The 20104-nt window shown below is 68.9% G+C and carries 16 protein-coding genes; 6 read left to right on the forward strand and 10 right to left on the reverse strand.

All coding sequences use genetic code 11. The annotated features are described in order from the left end of the window. From PO768_RS16315 to PO768_RS16330, 4 genes are all read left to right on the forward strand, one after another. A partial coding sequence (locus tag PO768_RS16315) for a PepSY-associated TM helix domain-containing protein (RefSeq protein WP_272646894.1) occupies positions 1 to 792 on the forward strand: 792 nt, incomplete at its 5' end. Continuing rightward, positions 699 to 1802: a rhodanese-like domain-containing protein gene (locus tag PO768_RS16320; protein ID WP_272646895.1), complete on the forward strand. Its 1104-nt coding sequence runs from the start codon at positions 699 to 701 to the stop codon at positions 1800 to 1802. The genes PO768_RS16315 and PO768_RS16320, both read left to right, overlap by 94 nt. Before the next feature lie 89 nt (positions 1803 to 1891). Continuing rightward, positions 1892 to 2569: a helix-turn-helix transcriptional regulator gene (locus PO768_RS16325; protein WP_272646896.1), complete on the forward strand. Its 678-nt coding sequence runs from the start codon at positions 1892 to 1894 to the stop codon at positions 2567 to 2569. Positions 2570 to 2576: 7 nt separating this feature from the next. Next, entirely contained in the window at positions 2577 to 3137 is a 561-nt protein-coding gene (locus PO768_RS16330; RefSeq protein WP_272646897.1) for a DUF6036 family nucleotidyltransferase, read from the forward strand. 6 nt (positions 3138 to 3143) lie between these two features. On the opposite strand, the gene PO768_RS16335 is transcribed toward PO768_RS16330, so the two are convergent. From PO768_RS16335 to PO768_RS16350, 4 genes are read right to left on the reverse strand one after another with little or no spacing between them, the layout of a single operon-like run. After that, complete coding sequence (locus tag PO768_RS16335; protein ID WP_272646898.1) at positions 3144 to 3518, reverse strand: phasin family protein; 375 nt, start codon at positions 3516 to 3518, stop codon at positions 3144 to 3146. A gap of 39 nt (positions 3519 to 3557) precedes the next feature. Next, the gene (acs, locus tag PO768_RS16340) at positions 3558 to 5534 is read right to left on the reverse strand and encodes an acetate--CoA ligase (RefSeq protein WP_272646899.1); all 1977 of its coding nucleotides are present in this window, start codon (positions 5532 to 5534) and stop codon (positions 3558 to 3560) included. A 20-nt stretch (positions 5535 to 5554) separates the two neighbouring features. Next, positions 5555 to 7267: a cation acetate symporter gene (locus PO768_RS16345; protein WP_272646900.1), complete on the reverse strand. Its 1713-nt coding sequence runs from the start codon at positions 7265 to 7267 to the stop codon at positions 5555 to 5557. Then, a complete protein-coding gene (locus tag PO768_RS16350; RefSeq protein WP_137944873.1) occupies positions 7264 to 7572 on the reverse strand; it encodes a DUF485 domain-containing protein in 309 nt (102 codons plus the stop codon). The genes PO768_RS16345 and PO768_RS16350 overlap by 4 nt, the downstream gene beginning before the upstream one ends. Before the next feature lie 127 nt (positions 7573 to 7699). Between PO768_RS16350 and PO768_RS16355 the strand changes: the two genes are divergently transcribed. Continuing rightward, complete coding sequence (locus tag PO768_RS16355; RefSeq protein WP_272646901.1) at positions 7700 to 9520, forward strand: DUF294 nucleotidyltransferase-like domain-containing protein; 1821 nt, start codon at positions 7700 to 7702, stop codon at positions 9518 to 9520. A 2-nt stretch (positions 9521 to 9522) separates the two neighbouring features. Continuing rightward, a complete protein-coding gene (locus PO768_RS16360; protein ID WP_272646902.1) occupies positions 9523 to 10158 on the forward strand; it encodes a 3'-5' exonuclease in 636 nt (211 codons plus the stop codon). A gap of 65 nt (positions 10159 to 10223) precedes the next feature. On the opposite strand, the gene PO768_RS16365 is transcribed toward PO768_RS16360, so the two are convergent. From PO768_RS16365 to PO768_RS16390, 6 genes are all read right to left on the reverse strand, one after another. Beyond that, on the reverse strand, positions 10224 to 11501 hold the full coding sequence (locus PO768_RS16365; protein WP_272646903.1) for an MFS transporter: 1278 nt from the start codon (positions 11499 to 11501) through the stop codon (positions 10224 to 10226). 55 nt (positions 11502 to 11556) lie between these two features. After that, positions 11557 to 13947, reverse strand: a complete 2391-nt coding sequence (locus tag PO768_RS16370; protein ID WP_272646904.1) for an excinuclease ABC subunit UvrA — start codon at positions 13945 to 13947, stop codon at positions 11557 to 11559. Positions 13948 to 14145: 198 nt separating this feature from the next. After that, on the reverse strand, positions 14146 to 15312 hold the full coding sequence (locus PO768_RS16375) for a VWA domain-containing protein (protein ID WP_272646905.1): 1167 nt from the start codon (positions 15310 to 15312) through the stop codon (positions 14146 to 14148). After that, entirely contained in the window at positions 15309 to 17585 is a 2277-nt protein-coding gene (locus tag PO768_RS16380) for a DUF5682 family protein (RefSeq protein ID WP_272646906.1), read from the reverse strand. The genes PO768_RS16375 and PO768_RS16380 overlap by 4 nt, the downstream gene beginning before the upstream one ends. A 12-nt stretch (positions 17586 to 17597) precedes the next feature. Continuing rightward, on the reverse strand, positions 17598 to 18692 hold the full coding sequence (locus tag PO768_RS16385) for an ATP-binding protein (RefSeq protein ID WP_272646907.1): 1095 nt from the start codon (positions 18690 to 18692) through the stop codon (positions 17598 to 17600). After that, positions 18689 to 20104: DUF5691 domain-containing protein (locus tag PO768_RS16390; RefSeq protein WP_272646908.1), on the reverse strand; the 1416-nt coding region annotated here is incomplete at its 5' end. The genes PO768_RS16385 and PO768_RS16390, both read right to left, overlap by 4 nt.

Raw genomic sequence — 20104 nt, forward strand, 5'->3', positions numbered from 1 at the left:
CTGCCGCCGCGTGGCGCGCGCCGGCTGGCGCGCTGGGGCCCGGCCTGGACCCTGCGTTGGCGCGGCGCCGGCTGGCACAAGCGCCTGTTCGACGCCCATCGCGCCGGCGGGCTGTGGCCTTGGGCTCTGCTCTTCGTGCTGGCCTGGTCCTCGGTGGGCTTCAATCTGGACCCGGTCTACAGCCCGGTGATGCGGACCCTGTTCGAGCATCAGCCCGAGGCGGCACGCAGCCAGGGCCAGCCGGTGCTGGACTGGGCTCAGGCCTTGCCCATCGCTCGGGCCCGCGCGGCCGAGGCGGCGCAGGCCCGGGGCTTCACCATCTTGCAGGAGGTCGAGCTGAGCCGGCGCCCCGGGGCCCCGGTCTACCAGCTGCGCCTGCAGACCGAGCGCGATCTGAACCAGCGCCGTGGCGCGACCCGGCTCTTCATCGACGCGCACGACGGCCGCCTGCTGGGCCTCTACCTGCCGCGCGGCGCGGCGGCAGGCGACACGGTCTCGACCTGGCTTGTCAATCTGCATCTGGGCAGCTTGTGGGGCTGGCCTTATCAGGTGCTGGTGCTGCTGATGGGACTGGCGGTGGCTGTGGGCTCAGCGCCAGCGGGGTGTGGTTGTGGTGGCGCAAGAGGGGGGCGCGGCGGCGTGCCGCTCTTGTCCATGGGTGAAAGAATCGGGGTCTGCCCGAATTCCGGAGACTCCCGATGTCCGCCCTTGTCTTTCGCCAACTGTTCGATCCCCAGTCCTCCACCTACACCTATCTGCTCGGCGATGCCGCCTCGGGCGAGGCCTTGTTGATCGACCCGGTGTTCGAGCAGGTGCGGCGCGACACCGCGCTGCTGCGCGAGCTGGGCCTGCGCGCCATCGCGACGCTGGACACCCATGTGCATGCCGACCATGTCACCGGCGCCTGGCTGATCAAGGCCGGCAGCGGCAGCCAGATCATGCTGTCGGCGGCGGCCGGGGCCAGCAATGCCGACCGCCTGCTGCGCCACGGCGAGCGGGTGCATTTCGGCGCGCGCTATGTCGAGGTGCGTGCCACGCCCGGCCATACCGATGGCTGCCTGAGCTATGTGCTGGACGACCACAGCATGGCCTTCACCGGCGACAGCCTCTTGATACGCGGCTGCGGCCGCACCGATTTCCAGCAGGGCAGCCCGGCCCAGCTCTACCGCTCGGTGCAGCAGCAGATCCTGTCGCTGCCGCAGGCCTGCCTGCTCTATCCGGCGCATGACTACCGGGGTCTGACGGTCACCAGCGTGGCCGAGGAGCGGCGCTACAACCCGCGCCTGGGCGGCGATGTCAACGAGGCCGACTTCGCCGGCTATATGAACAACCTCGGCCTGCCCCACCCCAAGCTGATGGACATCGCCGTGCCCGCCAATCTGCGCTGCGGCCGGCCCGAGCCGGACAGCGCGGCGGCGCAGCAGGAGCCGACCTGGGCGCCCCTGAGCTGCAGCTTTGGCGGCATCTGGGAAATCCAGCCGGCGGCGCTGGACGAATGCCTGGCGGCCAATGACCAGGCCATCCAGTTGATCGATGTGCGCGAGCCGGCCGAGTTCAGTGACAGCGCGCTGGGCCATATCCCCGGCGCCCGCCTGCTGCCGCTGGCCGAACTCGCCGCCCGCGCCGGCACCGAGATCGCCAAGGACAAGCCCGTTGTCACCATCTGCCGCTCCGGCGCCCGCTCGGCCCAGGCCACCGTGCTGCTGCAGAAATCCGGCTTCACCCAGGTCGCCAATCTGGCCGGCGGCATGCTGCGCTGGCGGGCGGAGTGCATGGGGGTGGAGGAGGGGGCGCAGGATTGAGCTGAGCTTGTTTCCGTACCCATGACAGTTGCGATTGTTTGTCCAGAAAAATAAGCAAATTATCGGTAATTGCTTAAAATACTGAACAAATGGAATATATCGACAATACCGCCGTCCTGGAGCGCCAATTGCTGCTGCAACTGGGCGACAGGCTCAAGCGTCTGCGCAAGGCGCAGGGCCTGGGCACGGTGGCAATGGCCGGGCGCGTGGGCATCTCGCGCACCACGCTGAGCGCCGTCGAGGCCGGTGATCCGGGGCCGTCCATCGGGACCTATCTGCGTGTCATGTCGGTGCTGGGCATCAGCGGCGACCTGGCCCTGCTGGCCGGCGATGCGCTGCGAGCGGGGCCGCCGGGCTCGGCTGCGGCCCAGTCCCACCGCGCGCGGCCCGTCGTGGAGGTGAGGGTCTCGGCCGATGAGTCCCGCCACCAAGTCCAGGATCTGCAAAGCCTGGCTCTGCATGAAGAGGCGGTACGCCTGGTCCGCTCCGATCCGGGCCTGCTGCAACAGGCCCAGGCCACGCTGGAGTGCTGGCTCGATACCGGCAACACGCGCTCCAGCGGTTTGTGGATCGAATGGCGTGACATCCTGAGTCAAGGCAAATGGCGCCGGGTGTTGGCCCGGACCCGGCGCGCGCAGGCGCTGCGCCAGGCCTCGCCGCTGATCACTGTGTTGCCAGACTCGCTGCGCCAAAGTGTTCTGGACCAGGTGAGGGCGCTGAAGAAGGGGGTGCTGCTGGGCGAGGCAGGGAACCCGGCAGCGGAGTAGCCCAGACATGACCCGCGAGGAACTCGAGCATCTGATACGCGCCAGCGGCGAAGTGACCGATCAATACGAGTTCGTCATCGTGGGCAGCCAGTCGATGCTGGGTCCGGTGCCAAATCCGGAAGCCGTCTTCACGATGTCGGCCGAGGCAGACATCTATCCGCTGCATGCCCCCGAGCTGGCGGACAAGATCGAAGGGGCGCTCGGCGAAGGCTCGCAGTTCCACGAGACCTATGGTTATTACGCCCAAGGTGTCGGACCCGAGACCGCTGTCCTGCCTGTGGGCTGGATGAAGCGCGTGCACCGTGTCCAGAACGCGGCCACCAACGACCGCGTGGGCTACTGCCTCGATGTGCTTGATCTCTTCATGTCCAAGGCTGCGGCCGGCCGCGACAAGGACCGTGAGTTCTGCATGGCCTTGCTTGGCCATGGTTACGTCGAACCGGCCCGCGCACTGGCGCTGGTGGTCGATATGCCGCTGGACGACGCGCAGCAGCGCCGGGTTCGCGCGAGCATTCGTCGCTGGGTGAAGGCGGCTCGGGATGCGGGGTATGAGGTCGCCGATGGTTGAGCTGGCTCAGGTCTTCGCTCCCGGCCGAGCCGCGCGCTGGCCGATCTGAGCCATGGCCTCAGCCTGGGCCTGCCTGACGGTGTCGGCGAGGTCTTTCATGTCGGCCAGTGCCGTCTCGAAGGTCTCGCGCATCAGCGCGCTCTGCTTGACCGGATCCGAGATGCCGCTGCCTCCGAGCATGCCCTGCATCGCCTCGGTCATCATCGCGGTCTGTTTGGCCGCCAAGGCCTGCATGGCCTCGAAGACGGCCTTGTTGGCCTCGGTCAGCGCCTCGATGTCCTGGCGGCGCGCCTCGACGATGGCGGACATGTCGATGCCGGGCATCTTGAACTTCTCCATCATCTGTTTCACATCGCCGAAGGGGTTGGCTTGATGGGCCATGATCTGTCTCCTGGTTGTCGAACGGGACGGTAATGGGGGTCAGCGGGGCTGGGACAGCTGGTCGAGGATTGCGGGGTTTTCCAGTGTCGAGATGTCTTGCGTGATGGCCTCGCCCTTGGCGAGCGAGCGCAGCAGGCGGCGCATGATCTTGCCGCTGCGGGTCTTCGGCAGGTTGTCGCCGAAGCGGATTTCCTTGGGCTTGGCGATCGGACCGATCTCCTTACCGACCCAGTTGCGCAGCTCGGTGGCGATCCTGACGGCCTCCGCCCCCGTCGGCCGCGGCCCTTTCAGGACGACGAAGGCGCAGATGGATTCGCCGGTGGTGTCGTCGGGCCGGCCGCCGACCGCCGCTTCAGCCACCAGATGGGTACAGGACACCAGCGCCGACTCGATCTCCATCGTGCCCATGCGATGGCCGCTGACATTGAGCACATCGTCGATGCGGCCGCCGATGGTGAAGTAGCCGGTTTGCGGATCGCGTGTGGCGCCATCGCCGGCGAGGTAGTAGCCGCGCAGCTCGCCCGGGAAATAGCTGGATCTGTAGCGAGCGTCGTCGCCCCAGATCGTGCGAATCATTGCCGGCCAGGGCTTCTTGATCACAAGCAGCCCGCTCTGGCCATTGGGCAGGTCTGCGCCGGTCTCATCGACGATGGCGGCCATGATGCCGGGGAAGGGCAGCGTGCAGGAGCCAGGCACCAATGAGGTTGCGCCGGGAAGCGGCGTGATCATGTGACCGCCGGTCTCGGTCTGCCACCAGGTGTCTACGATGGGGCAGCGCCCGCCGCCGATATGCTGGTGGTACCAGGTCCAAGCGGCCGGGTTGATCGGCTCGCCCACCGAGCCGAGGATGCGCAGGCTGCTCAGGTCGAAGCGGTCGGGATGCACGGCGGCATTGCTTTCTGCGAGCTTGATCAGCGAGCGGATCGCGGTGGGCGCGGTGTAGAAGACCGAGACCTGGTGGTCCTGGATCATCTTCCAGAAGCGGCCGGCATCCGGGTAGGTCGGCACACCCTCGAACACCAGCTGGGTCGCGCCGACGGCGAGCGGTCCGTAGGCGATATAGGTGTGGCCGGTGACCCAGCCGATGTCGGCGGTGCACCAGAAGACATCGGCGTCATGCAGGTCGAAGGTCCATGTCGTCGTGACTGCCGCCTGCACCAGGTAGCCGCCGCAGCAATGCTGCACGCCCTTGGGCTTGCCGGTGGAGCCCGAGGTGTAAAGAAGGAAGAGCGGGTGCTCGGCGCTCACCCATTCGGGCTCGCAGGCATCGGACTGAACGGTGGTGAGCTCGTGCATCCAGTGGTCGCGGGCCTGCCACGGGATGGCGCCGCCGGTGCGCCGGTAGACGATCACATCGCGTACCGCCTCGCAGCCGTCCAGCGCCAGGGCCTCGTCGACGATGGTCTTCAGCGGTAGCGCCTTGCCGCCGCGCAGCTGCTCGTCGGCCGTGATCACCGCCACCGCGCCGGTGTCGGCGTTGCGGTCGCGCTGCGTGTGGGCAGAGACGCCGCCGAACACGACCGTGTGGACCGCGCCGAGGCGCGCGCAGGCCTGCATGCCGACCACGCCCTCGACCGCCATCGCCATATAGATAACGACCCGGTCGCCCTTGTGCACGCCCAGCGAGCGCAGCGCGTTGGCCATATGGCAGGTGCGCCGCAGCAGCTCGGCGTAGCTGCTGCGTGTGACCGTGCCGTCGTCGGCCTCGAAGATGATGGCCACCTTGTCACCACGCCCGCCCGCGACCTGGGCGTCCAGGCAGTTGTAGGACACGTTCAGCGTGCCATCCTCGAACCACTTGAAGTGCGGCGCCTGCGTACTGTTCAGTAGGGTCGTGAACGGCGTCTTCCACTGGACGAACTCGCGCGCGAGCCGACCCCAGTAGCCCTCGTAGTCGGTATCGGCTTGCGCCACCAGCATGTCGTAGCTGGCGCGGCCGGCCACATGGGCGCTTGAGGCCAGAGCCAGCGGTGGTGCGTACCGTGCCAGGGCGTCGGCGGTGCTTGTCTCGCTCATGGGGCTTCCTTTATCCATCATCAATGCCCGGAGGCGCCCGAGGCGCCGATGCCGGTTTCGGAGCGAACTTGCTGGGCCTCGAAGCCGGCGCGGTCCTGCGCGGCGCGCGGGCTGCGGTCGAGGATGGAAAACAGCCAGATGCCGACAAAGCCTATCGTCATCGAGAAAAGCGCCGGCGAGGCATAGGGGAACAGCGCCGAGCCCTTGGGGTTGCCTAGGGTCACCTCCCACACGGCCGGCGACACCAGGGTCAGCAGCACCGAGGATGCCAAGCCGAGAAAGCCGCCGATCACCGCGCCGCGGGTCGTGCAGTCCTTCCATAGCACCGACATCAGCAGCACCGGGAAGTTGGCCGACGCGGCGATCGCGAAGGCCAGGCTGACCATGAAAGCGATGTTCTGCTTCTCGAACGCAATGCCCAGGGCCACCGCGACGACACCGAGTGCAATCGTCGTTATCTTGGAGACGCGCAGCTCCGACACGCTGTCGGCCTTGCCCTGCTTCAGCACAGTGGCGTAGAGGTCGTGCGACACCGCCGAGGCGCCCGACAGCGTCAGCCCCGCCACCACCGCCAGGATGGTCGCGAAGGCCACCGCTGAGATGAAGCCGAGGAAGACATTGCCGCCCACCGCGTTGGCCAGGTGGATGGCCGCCATATTGCCGCCGCCCAGCAGGCCGCCGTTGGCGTCGAGGAACTGCGGGTTGGTCAGCACGAAGGTGATCGCGCCAAAGCCGATGATGAAGGTGAGGATGTAGAAGTAGCCGATCCAGGTGGTCGCCCACAGCACCGACTTGCGCGCCTCCTTCGCATTGGGCACGGTGAAGAAGCGCATCAAGATGTGGGGCAGGCCGGCGGTGCCGAACATCAGGGCCATGCCGAAGCTGATGGCCGAGACCGGGTCCTTGATGAAGCCGCCCGGGCCCATGATGGAGAAGCCCTGTGCGGCCGCCTCGTCTGGCGATTTGCCGGCGGCGGAGGCGAGCGCCGTCTTGATCTCGACCGATTTGGCGAACATCGCCTCGGTGCTGAAGCCGAAGTTGTAGAGCACCATGAATGCCATGAAGCTGGCGCCCGCCAACAGCAGGCATGCCTTGATGATCTGCACCCAGGTGGTGGCGGTCATGCCGCCGAACAGCACATAGACCATCATCAGCGCCCCGACGATGACGACGGCGATCCAGTACTCCAGGCCGAACAGCAGCTTGATCAGCTGCCCCGCGCCGACCATCTGCGCGATCAGGTAGAAGGCCACCACCACCAGCGTGCCGGAGGCCGCGAAGACGCGCACCGGCGTCTGCGAGAAGCGGAATGCGGCCACATCGGCGAAGGTGAACTTGCCGAGATTGCGCAGCCGCTCGGCCAGCAAGAAGGTCACGACCGGCCAGCCGACTAAGAAGCCGATCGAGTAGATCAACCCGTCGAAGCCGCCAACCATCACCGCCGCGGAGATGCCGAGGAAGGAGGCCGCCGACATATAGTCGCCGGCGATCGCCAGGCCATTCTGGAAACCGGTGATGCCGCCGCCGGCGGTGTAGAAGTCGGCCGCCGACTTGGTCTTGGCCGCCGCCCATTTGGTGATGAAGAGCGTGCCGACGACAAAGGCCGCGAACATGCCGATCGCGGTCCAGTTGGTCGGTTGCTTGTCGGCCTGCCCGAGGTCGGCGCCGGCCGCCAGTGCCGCGCCGCCGGCGGCGAGCAAGGTCAGCGCTGCCAACAGGCGCGGCGCGTTCACTTCAGCGCTCCCTGGGTGATCTGCTCGGTCAGCGCGTCGAACTCACTGTTGGCGCGACGCACATAGAGCGCGGTGATGACGACCGTGAAAATGATGATGCCCAGGCCGATCGGCATGCCGAGGGTCGTGACGCCCTCGCCCAGCCGGGTCGCGAGAAAAGGCTTGTTAAAGGCCACCAGCAGGATGAAGCCGTAGTAGACGACCATCATTGCCCCCGTCAGCCACCAGCCGAAGCGCGAACGCGCGGACTTCAGCTTTTGGTAGTTCGGATCGCGCGCGACACGCGCCGTCAGGTCAGCTTGCATGGCGGTCCACCTGGGTCGTTGATGTCGACAAGCCTGCTGCAAGGTTTCGGGGCCGTCTGTTCGCCAGCGAACAGTCACTGCCCTTGAACGGCGCTCTACTGGGCATCGGCCCGGATCAGGATTTGCCATGCCCAAGGCATTCGACTTCTCGAACTCGCCGTTCGACTGCCTCGACGCGAGCGAGCAGCACGTCGTGCGCGACAGCGTCGACATCGCCTACTTCCGCCAGGACGAGATTCTGCTGGGCCCGGACATCGAGCCCACACATCTATTCATTGTCATCAAGGGCCAGGTGTCGCAGTTCGATGCGGACGAGCTGGTCGCCAGCTTCGGGCCCGACGACTGCTTCGACGGCCGCTCGCTGGTGGCCGGCCGCGCCACTGACCGCTTTGTCGCGGCCGAGGAGGTGGTGGCCTACGCGCTGGCCAGGCGCGCCGTCAATGCCTTGATCGCGAGCAATGCCGCGTTCGGCGCCCTGCTGTTCTCGGATCTGAGCGAGAAGCTTGGCGCCCTGGCGCAGCGCCACAGCCAGCGCGAGCTGCATGCGCTGACGATGTCGCGGGTCGACGAAGGCTTTCTGCGGCCGGCCCACACCGTCGACGGTGCGACCGACATCGTCACCGTGGCCGCGACGCTGCAGGCCCAGCGCAGCAGCAGCGTGCTGGTGCGCGATGGCGCGCGGCTCGGCATCTTCACCAACACAGGGCTGCAGCGCGCCATCCTTGATGGCCGCCCGCTGAACAGGCTGGCGGTGCGCGAGCTGGCTACCTTCGAGCTGGTGACGATTGCGTCCGGAGCGCCGCTGTTCGACGCGCTCGCGCTGATGATCCAGCATCAGGTGCACCGGCTCGTCGTGGTCGCGGGCGAGCGCATCGTCGGGCTGCTCGAACAGCTCGACCTGCTGAGCTTTCTGTCCAACCACTCCTACCTGATCACGGTGCAGATCGTGCGGGCCCAGGACCTGGCCGCGCTGCGGCTGCAGGCCGAGAAGATCTCCCGCTTCGTTGCCCTGCTGCATCGCGGCGGCACCCGCGTCGGCCAGATCGCGGCGCTGGTGCAGGCGCTCAACGCCAAGCTGTTCGAGCGTGCCTGGCAGCTTGTCGCCCCGGCCGAGCTGGTGGCGGGCAGCTGCCTGTTCGTGATGGGCAGTGAGGGGCGCGGCGAGCAGCTGCTGAAGACCGACCAGGACAACGGCCTGATCCTGCGCGACGATGTGGCGGTCGGCGCGGCCGAGGTGGCACAGGCTTGCCAGCGCTTCTCGGCCGCCTTGCGCGACTTCGGCTACCCGGACTGCCCCGGCGGCATCATGCTCAGCAAGCCGGCCTGGTGCCGCAGCGCCAGCGAGTTCACCCGCCAGCTGCGCCACTGGCTGGTTCGACCCGAGGCCGAGGGCCTGATGGCGCTGGCGATCTTTATCGATGCTCACGCGGTCGCCGGCGATGCCGCGCTGCTGGCCGGCGTTCGCGCCGAGCTTGATCGTCTGGTGGCGGCCGACGACGCCCTGCTCGGCCGCTTTGCCGCAGCGATCGATGCTTTCCCGGATCCCAGCGCCGGCTGGTGGCACCGGCTGCTGCAGATCGGGGAGCAGGGGCCCCATCTGCTCGATCTGAAGAAGGCAGGCATCTTCGCCATCGTGCATGGCACGCGCAGCCTTGCGCTGCGCGACCATGTGCGGGCTACCGGCACTGTCGCTCGGCTGGATGCCTTGGTGACGCTGGGGCGGCTGCCTGCCGAGCTGGCGAGCGACCTGGTCGACAGCCTGCACCTGCTGATGAGCCTCAGGCTCAAGGCCGGGCTGAGCGAACTCGATACGCATCGCCCGGCGAGCGGCGCGGTGCGCACCGACCGGCTCGGCAGCCTGGAGCGCGACCTGCTGAAGGATGCGCTCGCCGTGGTCAAGCGCTTCAAGGCGCTGGTGCGGCATCAGTTCCACCTCGACGAGGCTTAGTGATGCTGGGCTGGCTGGTTTCGCTGCGACGTCGCTGGATGCTCTACCACCTGGCCGATGCGCACTTCGCCTTCATGTTTGATCCCGCACCGGTCGGGGAGTGGGTGGCGCTGGACTGCGAGACCACCGGCCTGGACCCGCGCCAGGACAAGATCGTCTCTATCGCCGCGCTGCGCATTGTCGGCAATCGGTTGCTGACGAGCGAGCGGCTGGAACTGCTGGTGCGGCCCGACCGGGGCATGACGGGCGACAACGTGCGCGTGCATCGGCTGCGTGAAAGCGATGTCGCCAAAGGGCTGGCCCCCGAGCAGGCGATGCGCCGTTTGCTGGACTTCATCGGCAGCCGGCCCCTGGTGGGCTACTTCCTCGAGTTCGACGTCGCGATGCTCAACCGAGAGATCTGGCCGATGCTGGGCGTGCGCCTGCCGCAGCGCAAGATCGAGGTCTCGGCGATGTACTACGACTTCAAGAACCGCCAGTTGCCACCCGCTCAGCGCGGCGGCGACATCGACCTGCGCTTCGCCACCCTGATGAAAGACCTTGATCTGCCCCTGCGCGACGCCCACGACGCGCTCAACGACGCCGTGATGGCGGGACTCGCGTTCGTGAAGCTGCGCGGCCTGCTGGCGGCGCGCTGAGCCGTCGCGCAGCGGCCTTCACGGTCCGGGGCGGTACCTTGAAGATCAGGCGGCGCTGGGCGGGCTTATCGAACCTCGCGCAGCCCGGCCCCGAGCGGCCCCTGCCCTCGGGGCTGTCCTTCCAGTCCACGCACTCGCAAGAACAGCCAGGTGACGACGGCGAGGTTCAGGAGATTCCATCCGATGCCGTTGACGAAGGCGGCGTCGTAGCTGCCCGTCATGTCGAACACCCAGCCCGACATCCAGCCACCCAGAGCCATGCCAAGCAGGGTGGCCATGATGACCGTGCCAACCCTGGAGCCCGCGTCCTGCGGGGCGAAGTGCTCGCGCACAATGATGGCGTAGGTCGGCACGATGCCGCCTTGGAACAGGCCGAAGAGGGCCGAGATCAGATAGAGGGAGACCAGGCCGTCGAAGGGCAGGAAGAGCAGCAGCGCCAGGCCCTGTAGGGCCGAGCCCAGCAGCAGCGTCCGAATGCCGCCGATGCGGTCACAGATGAGGCCGAACACCAGGCGGCTGGCGATGCCGCAGGCCAGCATCAGCGACAGCATCTGGGCGCCGCGGGCAGCGCCAAAACCCAGGTCTGAGCAATAGGCCACGATATGGACCTGGGGCATGGCCATCGCCACGCAGCAGGCCACCCCGGCCACGCAAAGCAGGAACTGCGCATGAGAAGGACGCAGGCCGAACGGGCGGCTGCGGTCGAACACCGGCGCGCCGGCACTCGCCGGTGCACCGCTGACCAGGGGCGGACGCTGCCGCATGCGCAGCGACAGCGCAAACACACCCAGCCCGCACACCAGGCCCAGCAGCATGTAGGTGTGGCGCCAGCCTAGGGTCTCGATGCCATGCTGCACGATGGGCGGCCAAATCGCGCCGGCGATGTAGTTGCCACTGGCGCAGACGGCCACGGCAATGCCGCGCCGCCGGTTCCACCACAGGGCGGTGTCGGCCAGCAGCGGCGCGAAGGTGGATGAACTGCCGATGAATCCCAGCAGACCATGCGCCAGGCCGAAGGCCCAGATGCTGCCCGACAAGCCGGCCCAGACAAAGCCGCCGCAGACCGCCAGCGCGCCGACCCACAACACCGGCATCAGGCCATGACGGTCGGCCAGCCGCCCGGTCCAGATGCCCCCCAGCCCCAGGCAGACCATCATCAGCGTGTAGGGCATGGCGGCCTCGGCCCGGCCGATGCCGAATTCGGCCTGCACTGTGGGCAGCACGACAGCCACCACATACATGCTGCTATTGCCCAGCACCACCAGGCCCAATGTGACCAGCAGGCGCCACGCGGCCTGGCGCGAGTCGATGAGGGAGGGGTCGGCCGGGGCGCTGCTCAGCATGCTGCCGAATTTACTCGAAAGGTGTCGTCGAGCGCTTGGGCTTGTGGTGTTCCCCTCACCCCCTCACATACCCCGCCAAATGCCGCCCCGTCAGCGTCGACCGCGCCTTGACCAGCGCGGCGGGTGTGCCCTCGAAGACGATGCGGCCGCCGTCGTGGCCGGCGCCGGGGCCGAGGTCGATGATCCAGTCGGCATGGGCCATCACGGCCTGGTGGTGCTCGATCACGATGACCGATTTGCCGGCGTCGACCAAACGGTCCAGCAGGCCCAGCAGCTGCTGGACATCGGCCAGGTGCAGGCCGGCGGTGGGCTCGTCCAGCACATAGATGCCGCCCTTCTCTGACATATGGCTGGCCAGCTTGAGGCGCTGGCGCTCGCCGCCGGACAGCGTGGTCAGCGGTTGGCCCAGACGCAGATAGCCCAGGCCCACATCGGCCAGGCGCTCGAGGATGGCCAGCGCGGCCGGCAGGCGCGCCGCGCCGGCGCTGAAGAAGTCACGGGCCTCGGCCACCGACATCGCCAGCACCTCGCTGATGTCGCGGCCACCCAGGCGATGCTGCAGCACGGCGGCCTGGAAGCACTTGCCCTCGCAGTCCTCGCAGGGGCTGGCGACACTGGCCATCGGCCCGAGCTCGGTGTAGACGACGCCGGCGCCGTTGCAGCCGGGGCAGGCGCCCTCGGAATTGGCGCTGAACAGCGCGGGCTTGACCCCATTGGCCTTGGCGAAGGCGCTGCGAATCGGGTCCAGCAGGCCGGTGTAGGTGGCCGGGTTGCTGCGCCGCGAGCCGCGCACCCCGCCCTGGTCCACGAAGACCACGCCGGCGCCGGCCGGCATCGCGCCGTGCAGCAGCGAGCTCTTGCCCGAGCCGGCCACGCCGGTGACCACCACCAGCAGGCCCAGCGGGATGTCGACATCGACATCGCGCAGATTGTTGGTGTTGGCGCCCCGTATCGAGAGCGCGCCGCTGCGCTGGCGCAGCTGCGGCTTCAGTGCGGCCCGGTCGTCGAAATGGCGGCCGGTCAGCGTGTCGCTGGCGCGCAGACCCGCGACGCTGCCTTCGAAGCAGACTCTGCCGCCGGCGCTGCCGGCGCCGGGGCCGAGGTCGACCACATGGTCGGCGATCTGGATGGTCTCGGGCTTGTGCTCGACCACCAGCACCGTGTTGCCCTTGTCGCGCAGGCGCAGCAGCAGCTCGTTCATGCGCTGGATGTCGTGTGGGTGCAGGCCTATGGTGGGCTCGTCGAATACATAGCTGACATCGGTCAGCGCCGAGCCGAGATGGCGGATCATCTTGACCCGCTGGGCCTCGCCGCCCGACAGCGTGCCCGAGGGCCGCTGCAGCGACAGATAGCCCAGGCCGATCTCGACAAAGGAGTCCAGCGTGTGCGTCAGCGCGGCCAGCAGCGGCGCCACCGTTGGCGCTCTCAGCCCGCGCACCCAGTCGGCCAGCTCGCTGATCTGCAGCGCGCAGGCGTCGGCGATGTTGAGCTTGCCGATCCGCGAGGAGCGGGCCGCCTCGCCGAGCCGGGTGCCGGCGCAATCGGGGCAGGTCGTGAAGGTCACGGCCCGCTCGACAAAGGCACGCACATGGGGCTGCAGCGTGTCCACATCCTTGGACAGCATCGACTTCTGGATCTTCGGGATCAGGCCCTCGTAGGTCAGGTTGATGCCGTCGACCTTGATCTTGGTCGGCTCCTTGTACAGCAGGTCGTGCAGCTCCCGCTTGGTGAATTTGCTGATTGGCTTGTCCGGGTCGAAGAAGTCGCAGCCATTGAAGATGCGGCCGAACCAGCCGTCCATGCTGTAGCCGGGTATCGTCAGCGCCCCTTCGTTGAGCGACTTGCTGTCGTCATAGAGCTGGCCCAGGTCCATATCGCTGACCGAGCCCATGCCCTCGCAGCGCGGACACATGCCGCCCAGGCGGGTGAAGTTCTGCTTGACGGCCTTGCTGCCGGCGCCGCGCTCGACCTCGATCACCCCCACGGCCCGCACCGATGGCACGTTGAAGGCAAAGGCACTGGGCGGGCCGATCTGCGGCTGGCCGAGCCGGCTGAACAGGATGCGCAGCATCGCGTTGGCATCGGTCACCGTGCCCACGGTCGAGCGGGCGTTGGCGCCCAGGCGTTCCTGGTCCACGATGATGGCCGTCGTCAGCCCTTCCAGCACATCGACCTCGGGCCGCGCCAGCGTCGGCATGAAGCCCTGCACAAAAGCGCTGTAGGTCTCGTTGATCAGGCGCTGCGATTCCGCCGCGATGGTGCCGAACACCAGCGAGCTTTTGCCCGAGCCCGAGACCCCGGTGAATACCGTCAGCCGACGTTTGGGCAGCTCGACGCTGATGTCCTTCAGATTGTTGACCCGCGCGCCCTGCACGCGGATGCGGTCGTGGCTGCCGCGCGGCTCGATGGTTTTGGCCGGCTTGGCGGTTTTCTTCGTGGCCGTCATCTGCTCGTCTCCTCGGGGCTGCGCAGGTCGGGGGCCTTGCGTGGTTTTGGCGGGGCTTTCCGGACTTCGCCGGGGTGATCTCGATCCCGGGCCCATCCGGGGTCGGATCTTCAATGGAACAAGGAAATCACTCAATCCGCTTTCCGGAAATCCTGCAAATCGCAGAGCAGGATAGTAAGGAAACAAGGAATACCGGCATCAAGGTCCTTGCGTCACCAGCCCTTGCCCTGCGGCCCAGGCCGCCACATCGTCGCGCCGGATCGCGGCGGCCATCAGGCCGGGGAAGGCGTCCGGTGTGCAGGCGAAGGAAGGTACACCCAGCGCAGCCAGCTTGGTGGCCAGGCTGCGGTCGTAGGCGGGCGCACCCTCGTCGCTGAGGGCCAGCAGGGTGATGAACTGCACCCCGGCCTCGACCAGCTCGGCCGCGCGGCGCAGCAGGCCTTCCTCGACCCCACCCTCGTACAGGTCAGAGATCAGCACCAGGATGGTGTTGCGCGGTTCGCGGATGATGGACTGGCAATAGCCCACCGCGCCGTTGATGTCGGTGCCACCGCCGAGCTGCACGCCGAACAGCACATCGACCGGATCGTCGAGCTGCTCGCTGAGATCGACCACGGCGGTGTCGAACACCACCAGTTTTGTCGCCACCGCTGGCAGCGAGGCCAGCACCGCGCCGAAGATGCTGGAATAGACAACCGAATGGGCCATCGACCCGCTCTGGTCGATGCACAGCATCACCTCGCGCTGCGGCCGCCGCGCCTTGCGGCCATAGCCCAGCAGGGTTTGTGGCACCACGGTGCGGTAGTCGGGCTGCCAGTGGCGCAGGTTGGCGCGTATGGTGCGGTGCCAGTCGATCTCGGCATGGCGCGGCCGGCGATTGCGCTGGCTGCGATCCAGTGCGCCGCTGACGGCCGACCGCATCGGTTCCTCCAGGCGTTGCATCAAGACCTCCACCACCTGGCGCACCACCCGCCGCGCGGTCTCCTTGGTGCCGGCCGGAATCACCGAGGCCAGGGCCAGCAGGCTGGCCACCAGATGCACATCGGGCTGCAGGGTGTTGAGCATCTCGGGCTGCAGCAGCATGTCGCGCAGCTTCAGTCGCTCCAGCGCGTCGCGCTGCATCACCTGCACCACCGAGCCGGGGAAGTACTTGCGGATGTCACCCAGCCAGCGCGCCACCTGCGGGTTGGAGCCGCCGCGCCCGCCCGGGCGCCGGCCCAGGCCGCCGGGGCCTTCGGGCTCGTAGAGGGCGGCCAGGGCCTGGTCCATCTCGGCCAGCGGGCCGTCCAGAGCGCCGCAGCTGGCTTGGGCTTCTCCCCCTAACACCAGTCGCCAGCGGCGCAGCCGTGTCGTGTTGTCGCTCATGCGGGGATCCCCAGCAGTTGACGCAGCAGAGGCAGGGCCAGTTCGGCGCGTGCCGGGTCCCAGCTCGGGGCCGCCGCTTCTGTGTTCTGTCGCCCGCTGCCACCCTCGGCCGCGCGTTCGCCCAGCTCGCGCCGTTCGCTGGCGCTGAAGCCGGAGAAGCTGCGCCGCACCAGGGGCAAGACCCCCTGGAAGTGCGCCTCGCTGAGCCCGGCCAGCCAGGCGTCCACCAGGCCCCAGACGGTGCTGTCGTGCAGCAGCACCAGGGCGTTGCGGTTCAGGAAGCCGTCCAGCCAGGCGGCGGCGCGGGCCGGCTCGCTGCCGCTGGACAGGTGCAGGGACAGGCCGGTGGCGACCTGCTCGGCCTCCCAGACCCCGGCATCCAGCAGCAGGCGCGTGGCCAGGCCTTGCAGCAGCTCATGGGCGCCTTGCTGTTGGGCCACCTGGGCCAGCGTACGCTGCCAGGCCTCGGTCTGCGCCTCGCTCTGGCGCAGCGCCACCGCGCCATGGGCGGCCAGCAGCGCTTCGCGCAGGGCCTCGGCGGCGCCCTCGTCGAGCGCACCGCAGGCCAGCGGCAGGGCCAGGGCGGCGCGCAAGATGAGGCCGTCCAGCACCTGGCTCACCAGGGCGGCATCGGTGCCGCGCACATTGCCGTAGCGGAACACCTGGGCCAGGGGCGCCAGTGCGCCCAGGAGCTGGCCGGCATCGCCGCTCAGCGCGGCACGGTTTTGCAGCGCCCGTGTGGCCGCGGCCACGGCCTCGGGCAGATCGGCCAGCAGGGCGGCGTCCACCAGGCCCGCCAGCTCCGCCAGCTGGGCTGCCTCGGCGCAGCGCTGGGCCACGCGGGCGCTGGCGGCCCCGGCCAGGGTCTGGCCCCAGGGGCTGGCCTCGATCAGGCGCAGCGCAAACTCGGGCTGCCATTGCAGGGTCCAGACCTCGTGGAAGCTGCCGCGCGCGCTGCGGCTCAGCCGGGCCAGCCGGCCCCAGGGCAGGTCCAGCAGGGTGAGGCGGTGCAGCAGCTGGCTGCGTGCCAGGTCATTGGCCTGGCGCAGATCCAGGTCCAGGGTTTTCTCCAAAGCCTCGGGCTTCAGGCGCAGCGTCTTCTGCGCCTGGGCCAGCTCGCGCTGCAGCGGCACGGTGGGCACATCGGCCGGCACGCTGCCCAGGCGGTCGCCCACCACCAGGGCGTCGGCAATGAAGCGGAGCTGGCTCTCGTCACCCAGGGTCAGCACGGCGCGGCAGGCCTCGTCCATCTCGGCCAGGCCGGGGGACGGGCGTTCGCGCAGCGCGGCCAGGCTTTCGGCCAGCCGGGTGGCCTCGATCAGGTGGGCGCTGGAGCAGTCCAGATCGCGTTCGCGCAGCAGCCGCGCCACCCGCGCCAACCAGCCCACCGCGCGCGGCCGCTTGGCGGGGTCCTGGGCGCAATGCCACAGATGTTCATACCAGCCCGGTGCGGCAATGCCGGCACCGTAGCCGCTGGCACGGCTCAAACGCTGGTAGGTCCAGGGCACCCAGGTGGATTGGACCTTGAGCTTGGGCGCGTCCTTGAGCCCGTCCTTGAGCAGGGCCTGGTCGGCCTTGGCCGTGGTCTTGGCCCGCAGCGCCGGCAGATGCCAGGCGCCGCAGACCACGGCGATGCGGGTGAAGCCGTCTTTCTGGGCTTGGCGCAGGCCCTGGCGCATCTGCGCCTCGCGCAGGGCTTCGCGTTGCGCCTCACGGGGGTCGGCGCCGCCGTGCACAGGGGCCTCGGCGCGCAGTGCGGTCATGGCCTCCTCGATGGCCGCAAACAGGGCCTCGCCATCGCCGCGCTCCTCCACCATATGGTTCCACCAGGCCTCGCCATCGGCATAGCCGGCCGCCTGGGCCAGCCAGCCCAGCGGGTCGGCGCTGCGGCCGTGCTCGGGCTCGCTGTCGGGCGCTGCGTCTGGGGCCTCTTCAGCAGCCTCGTCAGCGGCTGCCTTCTGCAGCGCCAGTGCCTGGGCCAGGGGCAGGTCGATGAAGCGGGCCGGCACGCCGGCCCCCAAGGCCCAGCGCAGCGCCTGCCACTCGGGCGAGAACTCGGCAAAGGGGTGGTAGACGGCCAGCCGTGGCTCTTCCGGGCAGTAGCTCAAGAGGGCCACCGGCGGCTGCATCTGCTCGTGCAGCAGAGCCGGCAGCAGGGCCTCGCCCTCGGGCGGGCCCTCGACCAGCAGGCAGTCGGGCTGCAGGGCTTGCAGCGCCTGCAAGAGGCTGTGCGCGCTGCCGGGGCCGTGGTGGCGGATGCCAAAGAAATGCATGAGGCGCCTGTCTCAGCCTTGCAGATCGCGGCAGGCGCGGTACAGATCTTTCCAGTCGCTGCGCTCCTTGACGACGGTCTCCAGGTATTCGTTCCAGACCAGCTGGTCCTGCACCGGGTCCTTGACCACGGCGCCGATCAGGCCGGCGGCCAGATCATGCGGGCGCAGCACGCCGTCACCGAAGTGGCCGGCCAGGGCCAGGCCGCTGTTGATCACCGAGATCGCCTCGGCGCTGCTGAGCGTGGCGCTGGGGGACTTGAGCTGGGTCTTGCCGTCTTCGGTCTTGCCATTGCGCAGCTCACGGAAGATCTGCACCAGGCGCCGCACCTCCTTGAGCGCCGGCGGCTCGGCTGGCAGCTGCAGCGAGCGGCCCATCTCGGCCACCCGCTTGACGACGATGGCCACCTCCTCGTCCTCGCTGGCCGGCACCGGCAGCACCACGGTGTTGAAGCGCCGCTTCAGGGCCGAGGACAGCTCGTTGACGCCCTTGTCCCGGTTGTTGGCCGTGGCGATCACGCTGAAGCCACGCACCGCCTGCACCTCGCTGCCCAGCTCGGGGATGGGCAGGGTCTTCTCGGACAAGACGGTGATCAGGCTGTCCTGCACATCGGCGGGGATGCGGGTCAGCTCTTCGACGCGCGCGATCTTGCCGTGGCGCATGGCCTGCATCAGCGGGCTGGGCACCAGGGCCGCCTGCGAGGGGCCGTGGGCCAGCAGCTGCGCATAGTTCCAGCCGTAGCGCAGCTGCTCTTCGCTGGTGCCGGCCGTGCCCTGGATCAGCAGGGTGGAGTCGCCGCTGATGGCGGCGGCCAGATGCTCGGAGACCCAGCTCTTGGCCGTGCCGGGCACACCGTAGAGCAGCAGCGCGCGGTCGGTGGCCAGCGTGGCCACGGCCACCTCCATCAGGCGCGCACTGCCGATGTATTTGGGGCTGATCTCGAAACCGTTGTCCAGCGTGCCGCCCATCAGATAGCGCAGCACGGCCCATGGGGAGAGCGCCCAGTTCTCGGGGCGCTGACGCGTGTCCTGGCGGCTCAGCTCGGCCAGCTCTTCGGCGAACTGCGTCTCGGCATGCTGGCGCAGCACGGGGGTGGTGTTGGCGTTCATGGGGGTGTCGGTGTGGCGGAGGTCGAAGAATGAAAAAGGGCCTGACGCAGTTGCAGCAGTCGCTCCCAGCTGGCCAGCAGATCGCTCAAGCCGCCGGCCTCGTCCGCGCTGCGTGGCCAGGGCGGCAGCAGGTCCAGCGAGCGGGGGTGGAGCAAGCACAGCAACTCGGTCAGGTGAAAGCGCAGCGAGGCGTCGTGCATCAGCGCACCGGCGGTGATGCTGTGTGCCAGCTGGGTGGCCAACGCCTGTGACAGCGCCGGGCTCAGTACCTGCCCGGGGGCCGAGTTGGCACGCAAGTCCTGCATGGCCGGGATCAAGGCTGCCGCACCCTGCTCGCCGAGTCGGCGCAGCCAGTGGCGTTCGCGCAGCTCGGCCGGCAGTGCGCGCATCAGTTGATGGTCGCTCACATGCAGAAGCTCATGAGGCCAGCGCGCCAGCAAGGCATCGCACCAGGCCGCCTCGGGCGCGGCCAGCAAGGCCTCGTGCCACCCGCGCAGCAAGGCCTCCTGCCAGTCGGTGCCGGCCGCCCAGGCCAGCAGGGCCGGCGGGTCCATGGCCAGCTGCTCGGTCCACCAGCGCAGCGGGATCTGGCCGACCAGCTGGCAGAGCCACCAGCCCCGCTCGCCCAGCGTGTCGTGGCGCGGTCGCTCGGCCAGGTCGCCGGCCCAGGCGGGATCGGCCTGGGCTGGCGCATCGACCAGCCAGCGATCCGCTCCCAGCAAGCGGCGCTGCCGCGTCAGCAGGCTCGCGACGCAGGCCTGCGCCCGATGCGCCCGCGCGCTGTCTGGCAGGCTCCGCAGCATGGCCTGGGCCTGCTGACGCACCTCGCGGCTGCGGTCGGCGCACAGCCGCTCCAGCAGGGCTTCATCCTCCGGCCCCAGGCCGGTGGCCAGGGCCCCGAGCAAGTCGGCGCGCTCCTTGGCCGGCAGCGCGGGCAGGACCTGTTCCAGCTCGGTCCGTCCCGCCGCTGGGTCGCGTTGACGCAGGCGCTGCAGCCAGGCGCAGCGCTGGGCCAGGCTGCCCTCGCTCCACTGGCTGGGGTCGTCGGCATCGGCGCCGGCCACACCGGCCGCCCAGGCCCAGTCTGCGTGCTGGGCCGCCAGCCACAGGCCGCGTGCACCCAGCACCGGCAGCAGCGGCGCACGCAGCGCCAACGAGCGCCGGCCGGCCTCCAGTGCCTGGGGCAGCAGACCATGCGGCAGGCGCAAGCCCAGGGCGGCCAGGCGCAGCAAGGCCTCGTGCTGCAGCTGGGCCGGGCCTTCTTGCAAGACCCAGCCCAGGCCCTCGTTCAGCGGGCCGGGCGGTGGCGCCGACAAGCGTTCGGCAGGCGCGGCCGCCGGCAAGCCCTGCGCGGGCTCAAGCCCGCGTGCCCCGGCCAGGCCGCAGGCCGCCAGCACGGCGGCGCTGCGCAG

This window comes from Paucibacter sp. XJ19-41 (assembly GCF_028462495.1).
In the GTDB taxonomy this organism is placed as follows: domain Bacteria; phylum Pseudomonadota; class Gammaproteobacteria; order Burkholderiales; family Burkholderiaceae_C; genus Roseateles_E.

Coding starts and splice junctions, on each gene's coding strand:
- PO768_RS16320 (WP_272646895.1), top strand. CDS start 699: ATGTCCGCCCTTGTCTTTCGCCAACTGTTCGATCCCCAGTCCTCCACC.
- PO768_RS16325 (WP_272646896.1), top strand. CDS start 1,892: ATGGAATATATCGACAATACCGCCGTCCTGGAGCGCCAATTGCTGCTG.
- PO768_RS16330 (WP_272646897.1), top strand. CDS start 2,577: ATGACCCGCGAGGAACTCGAGCATCTGATACGCGCCAGCGGCGAAGTG.
- PO768_RS16335 (WP_272646898.1), bottom strand. CDS start 3,518: ATGGCCCATCAAGCCAACCCCTTCGGCGATGTGAAACAGATGATGGAG.
- acs (WP_272646899.1), bottom strand. CDS start 5,534: ATGAGCGAGACAAGCACCGCCGACGCCCTGGCACGGTACGCACCACCG.
- PO768_RS16350 (WP_137944873.1), bottom strand. CDS start 7,572: ATGCAAGCTGACCTGACGGCGCGTGTCGCGCGCGATCCGAACTACCAA.
- PO768_RS16355 (WP_272646901.1), top strand. CDS start 7,700: ATGCCCAAGGCATTCGACTTCTCGAACTCGCCGTTCGACTGCCTCGAC.
- PO768_RS16360 (WP_272646902.1), top strand. CDS start 9,523: ATGCTGGGCTGGCTGGTTTCGCTGCGACGTCGCTGGATGCTCTACCAC.
- PO768_RS16365 (WP_272646903.1), bottom strand. CDS start 11,501: ATGCTGAGCAGCGCCCCGGCCGACCCCTCCCTCATCGACTCGCGCCAG.
- PO768_RS16370 (WP_272646904.1), bottom strand. CDS start 13,947: ATGACGGCCACGAAGAAAACCGCCAAGCCGGCCAAAACCATCGAGCCG.
- PO768_RS16375 (WP_272646905.1), bottom strand. CDS start 15,312: ATGAGCGACAACACGACACGGCTGCGCCGCTGGCGACTGGTGTTAGGG.
- PO768_RS16380 (WP_272646906.1), bottom strand. CDS start 17,585: ATGCATTTCTTTGGCATCCGCCACCACGGCCCCGGCAGCGCGCACAGC.
- PO768_RS16385 (WP_272646907.1), bottom strand. CDS start 18,692: ATGAACGCCAACACCACCCCCGTGCTGCGCCAGCATGCCGAGACGCAG.